Origin of the sequence: Rhizobium deserti, from assembly GCF_004358025.1 — a bacterium.
Classification (GTDB): domain Bacteria; phylum Pseudomonadota; class Alphaproteobacteria; order Rhizobiales; family Rhizobiaceae; genus Neorhizobium; species Neorhizobium deserti.
The window spans coordinates 368956-382564 of sequence record NZ_SMTL01000002.1 but is presented as its reverse complement, the minus strand read 5'-3'; the positions used below and the strand labels follow the sequence as shown (position 1 = coordinate 382564).

23 protein-coding genes are annotated in these 13609 nt (G+C 58.9%); all 23 read left to right on the top strand.

Annotated elements, in window-relative coordinates:
* Positions 1-10: 10 nt before the first annotated feature.
* The 23 genes from fusA to rplO all read left to right on the top strand — a co-directional run bounded on the left by fusA (position 11) and on the right by rplO (position 13588).
* Positions 11-2110: an elongation factor G gene (fusA, locus tag E2F50_RS08265; protein WP_133315670.1), complete on the top strand. Its 2100-nt coding sequence runs from the start codon at positions 11-13 to the stop codon at positions 2108-2110.
* Positions 2111-2176: 66 nt separating this feature from the next.
* Positions 2177-3352: an elongation factor Tu gene (tuf, locus tag E2F50_RS08260; protein ID WP_133315669.1), complete on the top strand. Its 1176-nt coding sequence runs from the start codon at positions 2177-2179 to the stop codon at positions 3350-3352.
* A gap of 527 nt (positions 3353-3879) precedes the next feature.
* Positions 3880-4188: a 30S ribosomal protein S10 gene (gene rpsJ, locus E2F50_RS08255; protein WP_003547547.1), complete on the top strand. Its 309-nt coding sequence runs from the start codon at positions 3880-3882 to the stop codon at positions 4186-4188.
* 37 nt (positions 4189-4225) lie between these two features.
* Positions 4226-4867 (top strand): 50S ribosomal protein L3, encoded by a 642-nt coding sequence (rplC, locus tag E2F50_RS08250; RefSeq protein WP_133315668.1) that lies wholly within the window; start codon positions 4226-4228, stop codon positions 4865-4867.
* 13 nt (positions 4868-4880) lie between these two features.
* Positions 4881-5501: a 50S ribosomal protein L4 gene (gene rplD / locus E2F50_RS08245; protein WP_133315667.1), complete on the top strand. Its 621-nt coding sequence runs from the start codon at positions 4881-4883 to the stop codon at positions 5499-5501.
* Complete coding sequence (locus tag E2F50_RS08240; protein WP_133315666.1) at positions 5498-5791, top strand: 50S ribosomal protein L23; 294 nt, start codon at positions 5498-5500, stop codon at positions 5789-5791. The genes rplD and E2F50_RS08240 overlap by 4 nt, the downstream gene beginning before the upstream one ends.
* An 11-nt stretch (positions 5792-5802) precedes the next feature.
* Positions 5803-6639, top strand: a complete 837-nt coding sequence (gene rplB / locus E2F50_RS08235; protein ID WP_133315665.1) for a 50S ribosomal protein L2 — start codon at positions 5803-5805, stop codon at positions 6637-6639.
* A 15-nt stretch (positions 6640-6654) separates the two neighbouring features.
* Positions 6655-6933, top strand: coding sequence for a 30S ribosomal protein S19 (gene rpsS, locus E2F50_RS08230; RefSeq protein WP_007770151.1), 279 nt, complete (start codon positions 6655-6657; stop codon positions 6931-6933).
* Positions 6934-6935: 2 nt separating this feature from the next.
* Positions 6936-7325, top strand: coding sequence for a 50S ribosomal protein L22 (rplV, locus tag E2F50_RS08225; protein WP_133315664.1), 390 nt, complete (start codon positions 6936-6938; stop codon positions 7323-7325).
* Positions 7325-8059, top strand: coding sequence for a 30S ribosomal protein S3 (gene rpsC, locus E2F50_RS08220; RefSeq protein ID WP_133315663.1), 735 nt, complete (start codon positions 7325-7327; stop codon positions 8057-8059). The genes rplV and rpsC overlap by 1 nt, the downstream gene beginning before the upstream one ends.
* A 38-nt stretch (positions 8060-8097) precedes the next feature.
* The gene (gene rplP, locus E2F50_RS08215; RefSeq protein WP_133315662.1) at positions 8098-8511 is read left to right on the top strand and encodes a 50S ribosomal protein L16; all 414 of its coding nucleotides are present in this window, start codon (positions 8098-8100) and stop codon (positions 8509-8511) included.
* Between the two features lie 12 nt (positions 8512-8523).
* Positions 8524-8724 (top strand): 50S ribosomal protein L29, encoded by a 201-nt coding sequence (rpmC, locus tag E2F50_RS08210; protein WP_119939782.1) that lies wholly within the window; start codon positions 8524-8526, stop codon positions 8722-8724.
* An 11-nt stretch (positions 8725-8735) separates the two neighbouring features.
* A complete protein-coding gene (gene rpsQ, locus E2F50_RS08205; RefSeq protein ID WP_133315661.1) occupies positions 8736-8972 on the top strand; it encodes a 30S ribosomal protein S17 in 237 nt (78 codons plus the stop codon).
* Between the two features lie 234 nt (positions 8973-9206).
* On the top strand, positions 9207-9575 hold the full coding sequence (rplN, locus tag E2F50_RS08200; RefSeq protein ID WP_105374405.1) for a 50S ribosomal protein L14: 369 nt from the start codon (positions 9207-9209) through the stop codon (positions 9573-9575).
* 12 nt (positions 9576-9587) lie between these two features.
* Positions 9588-9896: a 50S ribosomal protein L24 gene (rplX, locus tag E2F50_RS08195; RefSeq protein ID WP_133315660.1), complete on the top strand. Its 309-nt coding sequence runs from the start codon at positions 9588-9590 to the stop codon at positions 9894-9896.
* Positions 9889-10446 carry a 50S ribosomal protein L5 gene (gene rplE, locus E2F50_RS08190; RefSeq protein WP_133315659.1) on the top strand — a complete coding sequence of 186 codons (558 nt, stop codon included), beginning with the start codon at positions 9889-9891 and terminating at the stop codon, positions 10444-10446. The genes rplX and rplE overlap by 8 nt, the downstream gene beginning before the upstream one ends.
* A 33-nt stretch (positions 10447-10479) precedes the next feature.
* Complete coding sequence (gene rpsN / locus E2F50_RS08185; protein WP_133315658.1) at positions 10480-10785, top strand: 30S ribosomal protein S14; 306 nt, start codon at positions 10480-10482, stop codon at positions 10783-10785.
* A gap of 12 nt (positions 10786-10797) precedes the next feature.
* The gene (rpsH, locus tag E2F50_RS08180) at positions 10798-11196 is read left to right on the top strand and encodes a 30S ribosomal protein S8 (RefSeq protein WP_133315657.1); all 399 of its coding nucleotides are present in this window, start codon (positions 10798-10800) and stop codon (positions 11194-11196) included.
* Positions 11197-11238: 42 nt separating this feature from the next.
* Positions 11239-11772, top strand: coding sequence for a 50S ribosomal protein L6 (gene rplF, locus E2F50_RS08175; protein WP_133315656.1), 534 nt, complete (start codon positions 11239-11241; stop codon positions 11770-11772).
* 12 nt (positions 11773-11784) lie between these two features.
* Complete coding sequence (gene rplR / locus E2F50_RS08170; protein WP_133315655.1) at positions 11785-12147, top strand: 50S ribosomal protein L18; 363 nt, start codon at positions 11785-11787, stop codon at positions 12145-12147.
* A 148-nt stretch (positions 12148-12295) separates the two neighbouring features.
* The gene (gene rpsE, locus E2F50_RS08165; RefSeq protein WP_133315654.1) at positions 12296-12865 is read left to right on the top strand and encodes a 30S ribosomal protein S5; all 570 of its coding nucleotides are present in this window, start codon (positions 12296-12298) and stop codon (positions 12863-12865) included.
* Between the two features lie 11 nt (positions 12866-12876).
* Positions 12877-13089 carry a 50S ribosomal protein L30 gene (gene rpmD / locus E2F50_RS08160; protein WP_133315653.1) on the top strand — a complete coding sequence of 71 codons (213 nt, stop codon included), beginning with the start codon at positions 12877-12879 and terminating at the stop codon, positions 13087-13089.
* A 16-nt stretch (positions 13090-13105) separates the two neighbouring features.
* Complete coding sequence (gene rplO / locus E2F50_RS08155; protein ID WP_133315652.1) at positions 13106-13588, top strand: 50S ribosomal protein L15; 483 nt, start codon at positions 13106-13108, stop codon at positions 13586-13588.
* Positions 13589-13609: the final 21 nt, after the last annotated feature.

Here is a 13609-nt window from a genome sequence, read left to right as displayed (position 1 = left end):
AGGCAGTCCTATGGCTCGCGAATATAAAATCGAAGACTACCGCAATTTCGGCATCATGGCGCATATCGACGCCGGCAAGACCACGACCACCGAGCGTATTCTCTATTACACCGGCAAGTCGCACAAGATCGGCGAAGTTCACGATGGCGCAGCCACCATGGACTGGATGGAGCAGGAGCAGGAGCGTGGTATCACCATCACCTCTGCTGCCACCACGACCTACTGGAAGGGTCGCGACGGCAAGATGCGCCGCTTCAACATCATCGACACCCCCGGCCACGTCGACTTCACCATTGAAGTCGAACGCTCGCTGCGTGTTCTCGACGGTGCCATCGCTCTTCTCGACGCCAATGCCGGTGTAGAGCCGCAGACGGAAACCGTTTGGCGTCAGGCCGAGAAGTACAATGTCCCGCGGATGATCTTCTGCAACAAGATGGACAAGACCGGCGCGGACTTCTACCGCTCGGTTGAAATGATCAAGACCCGTCTGGGCGCGATCGCTGTCGTCATGCAGCTGCCGATCGGCGCCGAAACGGAATTTAAGGGCGTCATCGACCTGGTCGAAATGAACGCCCTCGTCTGGCGCGATGAATCGCTCGGCGCCCAATGGGATGTCGTCGAAATTCCGGAAGACATGAAGGCCAAGGCCGAAGAGTATCGCGAGAAGCTCATCGAGACCGTCGTCGAAATCGACGAACAGGCAATGGAAGACTACCTGAACGGCATTATGCCGGACAATGACAAGATCCGTTCGCTGGTTCGCCGTGGCACGATCGACGTCAAGTTCCACCCCATGTTCTGCGGCACTGCCTTCAAGAACAAGGGCGTTCAGCCGCTTCTCGACGCTGTCGTCGAATACCTGCCTTCGCCGCTGGACATTCCGGCCATCAAGGGCATCGACGTCAAGACCGAAGCTGAAATCGAGCGTCATGCCGATGATGCCGAGCCGCTTTCGATGCTCGCCTTCAAGATCATGAACGACCCTTTCGTCGGTTCACTGACCTTCTGCCGCATCTATTCCGGCAAGCTCGAAAAGGGCTCGTCTGTCATGAACACGGTCAAGGACAAGCGCGAGCGCGTCGGCCGTATGCTGCAGATGCATTCCAACAGCCGTGAAGATATCGAAGAAGCCTTTGCAGGCGACATCGTTGCTCTCGCCGGCCTGAAGGAATCGACAACGGGTGACACTCTTTGCGATCCCCTGAAGCCGGTGATCCTGGAGCGCATGGAATTCCCCGAGCCGGTCATCCAGATCGCGATCGAGCCGAAGTCCAAGGGCGACCAGGAAAAGATGGGTCTCGCGCTCAACCGCCTGGCTGCAGAAGATCCCTCGTTCCGGGTCAAGACCGACCAGGAATCCGGCCAGACCATCATTGCCGGCATGGGCGAACTTCACCTGGACATCATCGTCGACCGCATGCGTCGCGAATTCAAGGTCGAAGCCAATGTCGGCGCTCCGCAGGTTGCTTACCGCGAAACCATCACGCGTCAGCACGAAGAAGACTACACGCACAAGAAGCAGTCCGGTGGTACCGGCCAGTTCGCGCGCGTCAAGATCGTCTTCGAACCGAACCCGGAAGGCGAAGACTTCAAGTTCGAATCCAAGATCGTCGGCGGTTCTGTTCCCAAGGAATACATCCCGGGCGTTCAGAAGGGCATCGAAAGCGTTCTGTCTTCCGGCCCGTTGGCTGGCTTCCCGATGCTGGGCGTCAAGGCGACCCTCATCGACGGCGCTTTCCATGACGTCGACTCCTCGGTTCTGGCGTTCGAAATCGCGTCTCGTGCATGCTTCCGTGAAGCAGCCAAGAAGGCCGGCGCTCAGCTCCTCGAGCCGATGATGAAGGTCGAAGTGGTTACCCCTGAAGATTACGTCGGTGACGTGATCGGCGATCTGAACTCGCGTCGCGGTCAGATCCAGGGTCAGGAAAGCCGTGGTGTTGCCGTTGTCATCAACGCCAACGTCCCGCTGGCCAACATGTTTAAGTATGTCGATAACCTGCGCTCCATGAGCCAGGGCCGCGCCCAGTACTCGATGGTCTTCGACCATTACGCGCCGGTCCCCTCGAACGTGGCGACGGAAATCCAGGCGAAGTACTCCGGTCAGAAGTGACCGGAGCATACCTCCTGAAACAATGAAGATTTTCCCGGGAAACGGGACAAGAATGGAGAGCCGATAATGGCAAAGAGCAAGTTTGAGCGCAACAAGCCTCACGTCAACATTGGCACGATTGGTCACGTTGACCATGGCAAGACGTCGCTGACGGCTGCGATCACGAAGTATTTCGGCGAGTTCAAGGCCTATGACCAGATCGACGCTGCGCCGGAAGAAAAGGCCCGCGGCATCACCATTTCGACGGCTCACGTCGAATACGAGACGCCGGCCCGCCACTACGCGCACGTCGACTGCCCCGGCCACGCCGACTATGTAAAGAACATGATCACCGGTGCCGCCCAGATGGATGGCGCGATCCTGGTTTGCTCGGCCGCCGACGGCCCGATGCCGCAGACCCGCGAGCACATCCTGCTCGCCCGTCAGGTTGGCGTTCCGGCGATTGTCGTGTTCTTGAACAAGGTCGACCAGGTCGACGACGCCGAGCTTCTGGAGCTCGTCGAGCTGGAAGTTCGCGAACTTCTGTCGTCCTACGACTTCCCGGGCGACGACATTCCGATCGTCAAGGGTTCGGCTCTGGCCGCTCTGGAAGATTCCGACAAGAAGATCGGCGAAGACGCGATCCGCGAACTGATGGCAGCGGTTGACGCTTACATCCCGACGCCTGAGCGTCCGATCGACCAGCCCTTCCTGATGCCGATCGAAGACGTGTTCTCGATCTCGGGCCGTGGTACGGTTGTGACCGGCCGCGTCGAGCGTGGCATTGTCAAGGTTGGCGAAGAAGTCGAAATCGTCGGCATCCGCGCCACCTCCAAGACGACGGTGACCGGCGTTGAAATGTTCCGCAAGCTGCTCGACCAGGGCCAGGCCGGCGACAACATCGGCGCACTGGTTCGCGGTGTGAACCGTGACGGCGTCGAGCGTGGCCAGATCCTTTGCAAGCCCGGTTCGGTCAAGCCGCACAAGAAGTTCATGGCCGAAGCCTACATTCTGACGAAGGAAGAAGGCGGCCGTCATACGCCGTTCTTCACCAACTACCGTCCGCAGTTCTACTTCCGCACCACGGACGTGACCGGCATCGTGTCGCTTCCGGAAGGCACGGAAATGGTTATGCCTGGCGACAACGTCACCGTTGAAGTCGAGCTGATCGTTCCGATCGCGATGGAAGAAAAGCTGCGCTTCGCGATCCGCGAAGGCGGTCGTACCGTCGGCGCCGGCATCGTCGCCTCGATCATCGAGTAACGAGATCGGGCGACGGTGGCGAAAGCTGCCGACGGCACCAAAGTTCATAGATCGCGCCAGCGCGATCTATGGCGGCGCCGGCATCGTCGCCTCGATCATCGGGTAACGAGATCGGGCGACGGCGGCGAAAGCTGCCGACGGCACCAAAGTTCATAGATCTCGCCAGCGCGATCTATGGCGGCGCCGGCACTGTTGCCTCGATCATCGGGTAATCGATAAGGGTAGGGCGGTGTTCTCGGATACCGCCCGGTTCGAATTTTTTAAGCAAGTGGGTCAAGCTGACTTGCTTATGACACAGAAATGTAGCAAATGGCGCGCGAGCGCGATTTGCGCCATGCTTCGTTTATTCGGAGCAGGCAATTGCCAAGGAAATTAAGGTGGGCCTATGGCCCGAAGACTGGAAGGGGACGCCGCTGTTCGCGTGTCCCGTTTGATCTTTGACACCGGTGGTCCCGCCTTAGGAAAACGAACAAACTCGTGCCGTTACGTTGGGCACGTGGATAACAAGACAACAAGGATAACGTCGAATGAACGGCCAAAATATCCGCATTCGCCTGAAGGCGTTCGATCACCGCATTCTCGACGCTTCGACGCGCGAGATCGTGTCGACGGCGAAGCGCACCGGCGCAAGCGTCCGGGGCCCCGTTCCGCTTCCGACCCGCATCGAGAAGTTTACGGTTAACCGGTCCCCCCACATCGACAAGAAGAGCCGCGAGCAGTTCGAGATGCGCACGCATAAGCGCCTTCTCGATATCGTTGACCCAACCCCCCAGACGGTGGACGCGCTGATGAAGCTCGACCTCGCCGCAGGTGTTGATGTTGAGATCAAGCTCTAAGACTTCGGTCTTGGACTGAGTGAGAAGGATTGAACCGATGCGTTCGGGTGTAATAGCACAAAAGGTGGGAATGACGCGCGTCTATAACGACGCCGGCGAGCATGTCCCGGTCACCGTATTGCGGCTGGAAAGCTGCCAGGTCGTGGCTCATCGTACCGTCGAGAAGAATGGTTATACCGCTCTTCAGCTTGGTGCGGGCGCGGCTAAAGTTAAGAACACGTCCAAGGCCATGCGCGGCAACTTCGCCATGGCCAATGTCGAGCCGAAGGCCAAGCTGGTCGAATTTCGGGTTTCCGAAGATAACATGATCGATGTCGGCACCGAGCTGACGGCCGGGCACTTTGCTGCCGGCCAGCTGGTGGATGTCACCGGTACGTCGATCGGTAAGGGTTTTGCCGGTGCCATGAAGCGCCACAACTTCGGCGGTCTTCGTGCGACGCACGGTGTTTCCGTTTCGCACCGTTCGCACGGTTCGACCGGTAACAACCAGGATCCGGGCAAGGTCTGGAAGGGCAAGCGCATGGCGGGTCACATGGGCCAGACGCGCATCACCACCCAGAACCTCGAAATTGTCTCCACGGACGAAAATCGTGGCCTGATCCTCGTCAAGGGTGCCGTTCCCGGCTCCAAGGGCTCGTGGATCGTCGTTCGCGATGCCATCAAGTCGGCCGCGAAGTAAGGGAGCCAAGCACATGGAATTCAACGTCAAGACCCTCGAGGGCAAAGACGCCGGCACGGTAGCCCTGTCGGACGCGATTTTCGGCCTCGATCCGCGCGAGGACATCCTCGCCCGCATGGTGCGCTACCAGCTTGCCAAGAAGCAGCAGGGCACCCACAAGACCAAGACCCGCGCGGAAGTTTCGCGCACCGGTGCCAAGATGTACAAGCAGAAGGGTACGGGCCGCGCTCGTCACCATTCGGCTCGCGCTCCGCAGTTCCGCGGCGGTGGCAAGGCTCACGGTCCGGTCGTTCGCAGTCACGAGCATGACCTTCCCAAGAAGGTTCGTGCGCTCGCTCTGCGTCACGCCCTGTCGGCCAAGTTGAAGGCTGAAGATTTGATCATCGTCGACAACCTGGTTGCCGCCGAAGTCAAGACCAAGCTGCTTGCCGGCTCCTTCGCGTCGCTCGGTCTGACCAACGCCCTGTTCATCGGTGGCGCTGAGCTCGACAGCAACTTCAAGCTCGCGGCTCAGAACATCCCGAATGTCGATGTTCTGCCGGTTCAGGGCATCAATGTTTACGACATCCTGCGTCGCGGCAAGCTTGTGCTTTCCAAGGCGGCTGTGGAAGCTCTAGAGGAGCGTTTCAAGTGATCGATATTCGCCACTATGATGTGATCTTGTCTCCTTCGATCACTGAAAAGTCGACCATGGCTTCCGAGCAGAATCAGGTCGTCTTCAACGTTGCCCTGACGGCCTCTAAGCCTGAGATCAAGGCTGCGGTTGAAGCACTGTTCGGCGTGAAGGTCACTGCTGTCAACACTCTGCGCCGCCTCGGCAAAACCAAGCGTTTCCGCGGTTTTATCGGCAAGCAGAAGGACGTCAAGAAGGCTGTGGTCACCCTGGCCGAAGGTCAGACGATCGACGTCTCCACCGGTCTTTGAGGTAGAAAACAATGGCATTGAAAAGCTACAACCCGACGACCCCGAGCCAGCGTCAGCTGGTTATCGTCGACCGGTCCGGTCTTTGGAAGGGCAAGCCTGTCAAGGCGCTCACCGAGGGTCTCTCCAAGAGTGGTGGCCGCAACAACAACGGCCGCATCACCGCCCGCTTCATCGGCGGTGGTCACAAGCGTACCTATCGCCTGGTCGACTTCAAGCGTCGTAAGTTCGACATTGAAGGCACGGTCGAGCGCTTGGAATACGACCCGAACCGTTCGGCCTTCATCGCGCTCGTCACCTATACGGACGGCGAGCAGGCCTATATCATCGCTCCGCAGCGCCTTGCTGCAGGCGACAAGGTGATCGCCTCGAACAAGGCCGTCGATGTAAAGCCGGGCAACACCATGCCGCTGCAGTACATCCCGGTCGGTTCCATCGTCCACAATGTGGAAATGAAGCCGGGCAAGGGCGGCCAGATCGCTCGTTCGGCTGGCACCTACGTGCAGCTCGTCGGCCGCGATGCCGGCATGGCGATCCTGCGCCTGAACTCCGGTGAACAGCGCCTCGTCCCTGGCTCCTGCCTTGGTACCGTTGGTGCCGTATCCAATCCGGACCACGGCAACACCAACGACGGCAAGGCCGGTCGTACCGTTTGGCGTGGCAAGCGTCCGCATAACCGTGGCGTCGTTATGAACCCGGTCGACCACCCCCACGGCGGTGGTGAAGGCCGCACCTCGGGTGGCCGCCATCCGGTGAGCCCCTGGGGCAAGCCGACCAAGGGCAAGCGCACGCGTTCGAACAAGTCGACCGACAAGTTCATCATGCGTTCGCGCCATCAGCGCAAGAAGTAAGAGAGGAAGTCACTAATGGCTCGTTCAGTATGGAAAGGTCCGTTTGTTGACGGCTATCTTCTCAAGAAGGCTGAGAAGGTGCGCGAAGGCGGACGCAGTGAAGTGATCAAGATGTGGACCCGCCGGTCCACTATCCTGCCGCAGTTCGTAGGCCTCACATTTGGCGTCTACAACGGCAGCAAGCACATTCCGGTCAGCGTCAACGAAGACATGGTCGGACATAAGTTTGGCGAATTCGCTCCCACCCGGACCTATTACGGTCACGGCGCGGACAAGAAAGCGAAGAGGAAGTAATCATGGCGAAGGCAAAGACCGAACGCCGGCTGAAGGACAACGAAGCGCAGGCAGTCGCCCGTACGCTTCGCGTCAGCCCGCAGAAGCTGAACCTGGTTGCCGCTATGATCCGCGGCAAAAAGGTAGAACGCGCGCTTGCAGAACTCGAGTTCTCGCGCAAGCGCATCGCCGGCACGGTGAAGAAGACTCTCGAGTCGGCTATCGCCAATGCTGAAAACAACCATGACCTCGACGTCGACTCTCTGATCGTATCGGAAGCCTATGTCGGCAAGTCGATCACCATGAAGCGTTTCCACGCTCGTGGCCGTGGCCGCGCATCGCGGATCGAGAAGCCTTTCTCGCATCTGACGATCGTGGTTCGCGAAGTCGAGGAAAAAGGGGAGGCCGCATAATGGGTCAGAAAATCAATCCAATCGGTTTTCGCCTCGGCATCAACCGTACCTGGGACAGCCGTTGGTTCGCCGACAACGCGGAATATGGTCAGCTCCTCCATGAGGACCTGAAGATCCGTGCTTACCTGATGCAGGAACTGAAGCAGGCCGGTATCGCCAAGGTGGTCATCGAGCGTCCGCACAAGAAGTGCCGCGTCACGATCCACTCGGCTCGTCCCGGTCTGATCATCGGCAAGAAGGGCGCCGACATCGAAAAGCTTCGCAAGAAGATCTCGACGATGACGAAATCCGAAACGCATCTCAACATTGTTGAAGTGCGCAAGCCGGAAGTCGATGCGACCTTGGTTGCTCAGTCGATCGCCCAGCAGCTCGAGCGCCGCGTGGCTTTCCGCCGTGCAATGAAGCGCGCGGTTCAGTCGGCCATGCGTCTCGGCGCCGAAGGCATCAAGATCACCTGCGGCGGCCGTCTCGGCGGTGCAGAAATCGCCCGTACGGAATGGTATCGCGAAGGTCGCGTGCCGCTTCATACGCTGCGTGCAGATATCGATTACGGTACAGCTGAAGCCGAAACCGCGTTCGGCATCTGCGGTATCAAGGTCTGGATCTTCAAGGGCGAAATCCTTGAGCATGATCCGATGGCTTCCGAACGCCGCGCGCTGGAAGGCGACGCACAAGGCCCGGCAAGCCGTGAACGCGACCGTGGCGATCGTGATCGCCGCCGCGAAAACGCTTGATTAGCGCTGGCGAAAGATAAGCTCGGAGAAGTAAGAAAATGTTGCAGCCAAAGCGTACCAAGTACCGCAAGCAGTTCAAGGGTCGCATCAAGGGTGTGGCCAAGGGCGGTTTCGACCTGGCTTTCGGCGAATTTGGCCTGAAGTCGCTTGAACCGAACCGGGTCAACGCCCGTGAGATCGAGGCGGCCCGCCGTGCGATCACGCGTGCGATGAAGCGCGCCGGTCGCGTTTGGATCCGCGTATTCCCAGACGTTCCGGTCACGGCCAAGCCGACCGAAGTGCGTATGGGTAAGGGCAAGGGTTCGGTCGAGTACTGGGCCTGCAAGGTCAAGCCCGGTCGCATGATGTTCGAGATCGATGGTGTATCCGAGGAGCTTGCTCGGCAGGCCCTGACGCTGGGTGCAGCCAAGCTCTCGGTCAAGACGCGCTTCGTACAGCGCATCGCAGAGTAAGGAGAAGGCACGATGAAAGCCGAAGAAGTTCGCGGCCTCACGGCCGACCAGCTCAAGGACAAGCTCGCCGACCTGAAGAAGGAGCAGTTCAACCTGCGCTTCCAGAAGGCCACCGGCCAGCTCGAGAAGTCCTCGCGCATCACTGAGGTCCGCAAGGACATCGCCCGCGTGAAAACCATTGCCCGCCAGAAGGCGGCAGAAGCCAAGGCCTAAGGAAAAACAATATGCCTAAACGCATTCTGCAGGGCGTCGTCGTTTCGGACAAGAACGAGAAGACCGTTGTTGTACGGGTAGAGCGCCGCTTCGCGCATCCGCTGCTTCAGAAGACGGTTCGCCGTTCGAAGAAGTACAAGGCGCATGACGAGAACAACCAGTACAAGACCGGCGATATCGTATCCATCCAGGAATGCGCGCCGATCTCCAAGGACAAGACCTGGACGGTTATCTCCGCCCAGGCTTAATTTGCTTCTGATCTGCGTCTGGCCCTTGCGCCGGACGCAGAATCGTATATGAAGCACCCCATTGGCGCAGGACGCTCGGAAACGGGCGTTCTTTTGCTTTGAGCGCAGGGAAGGTCCCGTTCGGGAAACCACCTTGGCAAGACCCCACCCGCGCACATCGAAATTCTGTCCATAAGCCGAAACGGGGCGTTTTTGCGCCCGGTCGTTCCGGTCATTAGAAAAAGGCGACCTGACATGATTCAGATGCAAACAAACCTCGACGTGGCGGATAATTCCGGCGCACGTCGTGTCATGTGCATCAAGGTGCTGGGCGGCTCCAAGCGCAAATACGCTTCGATCGGCGACGTTATCGTCGTCTCGATCAAGGAAGCGATCCCGCGCGGCCGCGTCAAGAAGGGCGACGTGATGAAGGCGGTTGTTGTGCGCACAGCCAAGGACATCCGCCGTCCCGACGGCAGCGTCATCCGCTTCGACAACAACGCAGCGGTCCTCATCGACAACAAGAAAGAGCCGATCGGCACCCGTATCTTCGGACCGGTTCCGCGCGAACTTCGCGCCAAGAACCACATGAAGATCATCTCGCTGGCTCCGGAAGTACTGTAAGGAGCTCATGCGATGAACAAGATCAAAAAGGGCGACAGCGTCGTCGTACTCGCAGGCAAGGACAAGGGTCGCACTGGCGAAGTCCTCCAGGTTCTGCCGAAGGAAGACCGCGCGGTTGTGCGTGGCATCAACATGGTGAAGCGCCACCAGCGTCAGACTCAGACGCAGGAAGCCGGCATCATCAACAAGGAAGCGTCCATTCACCTGTCGAACATCGCGGTCGCCGCGAAAGACGGCAAGCCTACCCGCGTCGGTTTCTCCGTCGTTGACGGCAAGAAGGTGCGTGTAGCCAAGCGTACGGGAGATGTGATCGATGGCTGAGGCAAAGTACGAGCCGCGGCTCAAGGCCGAATATGTTTCCCGTATTCGTGCGGCAATGAAGGAGCAGTTCAGCTACTCCAACGACATGATGATCCCCAAGCTGGACAAGATCGTCATCAACATGGGCGTGGGTGAAGCGACAGCCGACTCTAAGAAGCCTTCTGTTGCTGCTGCCGATCTTGCGGCAATTGCCGGCCAGAAGCCGGTCATCACCAAGGCACGTAACTCGATCGCCGGCTTCAAGGTTCGCGAGTTCATGCCGATCGGCGCCAAGGTTACGCTCCGCGGCGCCCGCATGTACGAATTCATGGACCGCCTGATCAACATCGCGCTTCCGCGCGTTCGCGACTTTCGCGGCCTGAACCCGAAGAGCTTTGACGGCCGTGGCAACTTCGCCATGGGCATCAAGGAGCACATTGTGTTCCCTGAGATCAACTACGACAAGGTTGATCAGATGTGGGGCATGGACATCATCGTTTGCACGACGGCTACCAATGACGACGAAGCTCGGGCTCTTTTGAAAGAGTTCAACTTCCCGTTCCGTCAGTAACCGTAACGACGAGCGTTTAAAAGGAACTCCGATATGGCGAAAACCAGCGCAGTTGAAAAGAACAAGCGCCGCCGCAAGACCGTCGCCAACCATGCTGCCAAGCGCGCCGCATTGAAGGCGATCATCATGAACCAGGCCCTCTCGATTGAAGACCGGTTCAAGGCAACCATCAAGCTCGCTTCCATGTCGCGCGATGGCTCGAAGACGCGTATCCGTAACCGTTGCGAAGTCACCGGTCGCCCGCGCGCTTTCTATCGCAAGCTCAAGATGTCGCGTATCGCGCTTCGTGAGCTCGGCAATTCCGGCAAGGTGCCGGGCATCGTCAAGTCGAGCTGGTAAGGAGATCGTTAGATGACCATGACTGATCCCTTGGGCGATATGCTCACCCGTATCCGCAATGGCGCCGCACGCCGCAAGTCGATCGTTTCCACGCCTGCTTCCAAGCTGCGTGCCCGCGTTCTCGACGTTCTGCAGGCTGAAGGCTACATCCGCGGCTATTCGGAAGTCGATTACGGTAACGGCAAGTCCGAGATCGAAATTGAACTGAAATACTACGAAGGCGCGTCGGTGATCCGTGAGATCGGCCGCGTGTCCAAGCCGGGCCGCCGAGTCTATGTCTCGGTTAAGTCCATTCCGCAGGTCGCGAACGGTCTCGGCATCACCATCCTTTCGACTCCGAAGGGTGTGATGGCCGATCACCAGGCTCGCGAACAGAACGTTGGTGGTGAGATCCTCTGCTCTGTCTTCTAAGACCGAGCAGTGATCTCCATAGCGAACAGACAGGATTGAAACATGTCTCGTATCGGTAAAAAGCCCGTTCCGGTTCCTGCAGGGATCACGGCCACTGTTGATGGCCAGAAAGTGACTGCCAAGGGCCCGAAGGGCGAGCTGATCTTCGTTGCAAACGACGAAATCAAGCTCGGACTAGAAGACAATGCCGTTTCGGTGACTCCGGTCAACGATTCTAAGGATGCTCGTTCCAAGTGGGGCATGTCCCGCACGATGATCGAGAACATCTTCAAGGGTGTAAAGGATGGCTACGAGCGCAAGCTCGAAATTAACGGCGTTGGTTACCGCGCAGCACTGCAGGGCAAGAACCTGCAGCTTCAGCTCGGCTTCAGCCACGACGTGGTTTACGAGCCGCCGCAGGGCATCACCATTGCCGTGCCGAAGCCGACGGAAATCGTCGTCACAGGCATCAATAAGCAGCAGGTCGGTCAGGTTGCAGCGGAAATCCGCGAATACCGCGGTCCAGAGCCCTATAAGGGCAAAGGCGTCAAGTACGCTGAGGAACGGATCGTCCGCAAGGAAGGCAAGAAGAAGTAAGGACGCGCGATCATGGCTACCAGAAAAGAAGCACTCACCAAGCGTGCGAGCCGTGTTCGCCGCCAGATCAAGAAGGTCGCAAATGGCCGTCCGCGTCTGTCGGTTCACCGCTCCTCCAAGAACATTTACGTCCAGGTCATCGATGACGTGGCCGGCCGCACTCTCGCTGCCGCCTCTACGCTCGATGCCGGTCTTCGCACGTCGCTGAAGACCGGTGCTGACGTTGCGGCCGCTGCCGCAGTCGGCAAGTTGGTCGCAGAACGCGCCACGCAGGCTGGCGTCAAGGAAGTCGTGTTCGATCGCGGCGCCTTCATCTATCACGGCCGCATCAAGGCCCTGGCTGAAGCTGCCCGCGAAGGCGGCTTGAGCTTCTAACATTTTTGCCCGGCCTTTCCGATCATGGAAAGGGCGGGCAACGCGGCTTGCCGCATTCATCAGTCGTCCCATCACTGTTCGATAGCAACAGGATGGTTGGCTCCCTAAAATTGCCCGTTGCACCCGGAAAAGAAAAAGGAAAAGGACAATGGCACAAGAAAGAAGAGGTTCGGGCAACGATCGCCAGAACCGCGAAGAGCGCGATAGCGAATTCGTCGACAAGCTCGTCGCAATTAATCGCGTCGCCAAGGTCGTCAAGGGCGGCCGTCGCTTCGGTTTTGCAGCTCTCGTCGTCGTTGGCGACCAGAAGGGCCGCGTCGGCTTCGGCCATGGCAAGGCACGCGAAGTGCCGGAAGCCATCCGCAAGGCAACCGAGTCCGCAAAGCGTGACTTGATTTTCGTACCGCTGCGCGATGGTCGTACGCTGCATCATGACGTCAATGGTCGTCACGGCGCCGGCAAGGTTCTGCTGCGGTCCGCCAAGGCTGGTACCGGCATCATCGCCGGTGGTCCGATGCGTGCCGTTTTCGAAACGCTCGGCATGCATGACGTGGTTGCCAAGTCGACCGGTTCGTCGAACCCGTACAACATGGTTCGTGCGACCTTCGACGCTCTGAAGCACCAGGTGCATCCGAAGGACGTAGCAGCTCAGCGTGGCTTGAAATATGCTACTCTGCAGGCTCGCCGCGCCGCTTCCGGTAATGCGTCGGAAGAATAAGGAGAGCGATCATGGGCAAGACACCAGTCCAGGCAGAAGCCAACAAGACAGTTACCGTTCAGCAGATCGGTAGCCCCATCCGCCGCCCGGCCGTGCAGCGCCAGACGCTGATCGGTCTCGGTCTTAACAAGATGCACCGGACCCGCACGCTGGAAGACACGCCTTCCGTTCGTGGCATGATCCGGGCCGTCCAGCATCTCGTTCGCGTTGTCGACGAGAAGTAAGACGCAGGAGAGCACCATGAAACTGAATGAGATCAAGGACAACGAAGGCTCGTCCAAGGACCGTATCCGCGTTGGTCGCGGTATCGGTTCCGGCAAGGGCAAGACCGGCGGCCGTGGCGTCAAGGGTCAGAAAGCCCGTTCCGGCGTTGCGATCAAGGGCTTCGAAGGCGGCCAGATGCCGATCTATCGTCGTCTGCCGAAGCGCGGCTTCACCAATATCTTCGCATCCGACTATGTCGTTGTTTCGCTTGGCCGCATCCAGGCTGCGCTCGACGCCGGCAAGCTGGATTCGGCGGCAACCGTCGATGCCGCTGCTCTCAAGGCGGCCGGCGTCATCCGTCGCTTGAAGGACGGCGTTCGCGTGCTCGGCGACGGCGAACTGACTGCCAAGGTTTCGATCGAGGTTGCCGGTGCTTCTAAGTCGGCTGTCGAGAAGATCGAAAAAGCCGGCGGCTCCATCAAGCTGCTCGTCGCAGCTGCTGAACCAGCCGCTGAATAAATCGTTTGAAAATCGCCCGGT